Annotated in this window: 2 protein-coding genes; both read right to left on the minus strand. The window is 67.8% G+C overall.

Annotation, left to right across the window (positions count from 1 at the left end; translation table 11 throughout):
• Positions 1-230 precede the first annotated feature (230 nt).
• A complete protein-coding gene (locus tag ELR45_RS09020) occupies positions 231-1,415 on the minus strand; it encodes a GDSL-type esterase/lipase family protein (protein WP_129665279.1) in 1,185 nt (394 codons plus the stop codon).
• Positions 1,416-1,499: 84 nt separating this feature from the next.
• Positions 1,500-1,749: TetR-like C-terminal domain-containing protein (locus ELR45_RS40615; RefSeq protein ID WP_240759354.1), on the minus strand; the 250-nt coding region annotated here is incomplete at its 5' end.

Genomic DNA, 1,749 nt, shown 5'->3' on the forward strand with positions numbered 1-1,749 from the left:
TACCGCTGTTCGATCGACGGCACAAGACCCTTGCGCCAGCCGATACACCGTGTTTACAAGACCGCTCCGGCTTGCGCGGAACATCGCAGGAGGTCCTCGCTATCGAATTCGACGCGCGAGACCCGTGAGTGCAGAGCGACGACACCTTCGCCACCGTTCGGTGCCCAGGATGGCTTCGCGACCATGTGCCGGACACGGTTAGAGCTCGTGCGCCCGCCCGGAGATGGACCTCAGACGTTGCGGCCCGTGAAGGCGCCACCGGCGGAGAAGACGAGCTTGGCAAAGCGTTCACCGATCAGGCGGTGGGTGGCGGCATCCGGGTGGAGCTGGTCGGGCAGCGGCAGCTCGGCGAAGTCCGCCTCGCCGTAGAGGTCACGGCCGTCGAGCTCGTGCAGGTGCGGGTCGTACGCCGCCCGCTGCTGCACGATCAGGGAAAGCTCCTCCCGAATGACGTTGAGCGTCAGCTTTCCAGCGGCGCGCTCTGCGGGGGCGCCTGTGGCCTGGAATCGCAGCTTGCCGTCAGCGAGAGCGCTGAAGTCAAAAGCCGCGGGTCCGGGGGTGTCCTCGTGGATAGGGCACAGGATGGGCGAGACGACCAGCAGCGGTGTGGTGGGGTGGCCTTCGCGGATGGTGTCCAGGAAACCGTGGACGGCGGGACCGAAAGCCCGCAGACGCATCAGGTCGGCGTTGACGAGGTTGATTCCGATCTTGACGCTGATCAGATCCGCTGGGGTATCGCGCAGGGTACGGGCGGCGAACGGATCGAGCAGGGCGCTGCCGCTCAGGCCCAGGTTGATCAGTTCTACGCCACCCAGAGACGCGGCGACGGCGGGCCAGGTGGAGGTAGGGCCGGCGGCGTCGGAGCCATGGCTGATCGAGCTGCCATGGTGCAGCCACACCCTGCGGCTTCGATCCGGTGCGGGCTCGATCGGAGCATCGGCGCGCAGGGCGACGAGCTCCGCGGTCTCGTTATGTGGCAACCAGATCTCGATGTTCTTGACGTCGCCGGACAGACCGGTGAAGCACACGGTGCCGGCCCGCCCGGGCTGGTTCTCGACGGCGCCGGTAGCCATGTCGATCGCCAGGATGTTGCCACCCGTCACGCTGGCCCGATCGGCAAGCCTGCCGTCCACAAGCAGGTCGTACACGCCGTCCGGGCGGGGCGGGGCGCCCACATAGACCCGCTTGGTCCGCAGCGCGTCCAGTTCGATGGCAGTGGCCCGGGTGCGAAAGACCAGCCGTACACCCGACGGCTGGGCCTCGGCCATGGCCAGTTGTCCGTCGGGGCACTGGTCGCGCGCCCATGCGGGCAGCCGGTGCGGCAGCAGGCCGCGTTCGGTGCGCTCCGTATCGAGGGCACCGCGCAGGAGATCGGTGGTGATGGGTGTAACGATCCAGTTGTGCTCGGTGTGCATGACCTCAACCTGTTGATCAAAGTGTCTGGACGAGTCGGTTTCGTTCCTGAGTGCGAGGGCATGACCTCCGCCGAGGTGCCCGAGTCACGCCGACGGCCAGTTCCGCAGCAGGGCGTCCAGGGCGTCCAGGATTCGTGACCAGGTCTCTTGCGTGTCGGGAGCGCTGTGGCTGAACCCTCCCCCCAGCTCCAGGCTGACGTAGCCATGGAAGACACTGCCCATCAGCCGGACCGCGTGCGTCTGGTCCGGCTCCGCCAGGTCGTAGCCGCGCAGGACCGCCCGCGCCATCTGCGCGTGCCTGGGGCCGGCGCTGGCGACAGCCGTCTCCGAGTCG

The organism is Phytoactinopolyspora endophytica, assembly GCF_004138495.1.
GTDB lineage: Bacteria > Actinomycetota > Actinomycetes > Jiangellales > Jiangellaceae > Phytoactinopolyspora > Phytoactinopolyspora endophytica.

Coding starts and splice junctions, on each gene's coding strand:
- ELR45_RS09020 (WP_129665279.1), bottom strand. CDS start 1,415: ATGCACACCGAGCACAACTGGATCGTTACACCCATCACCACCGATCTC.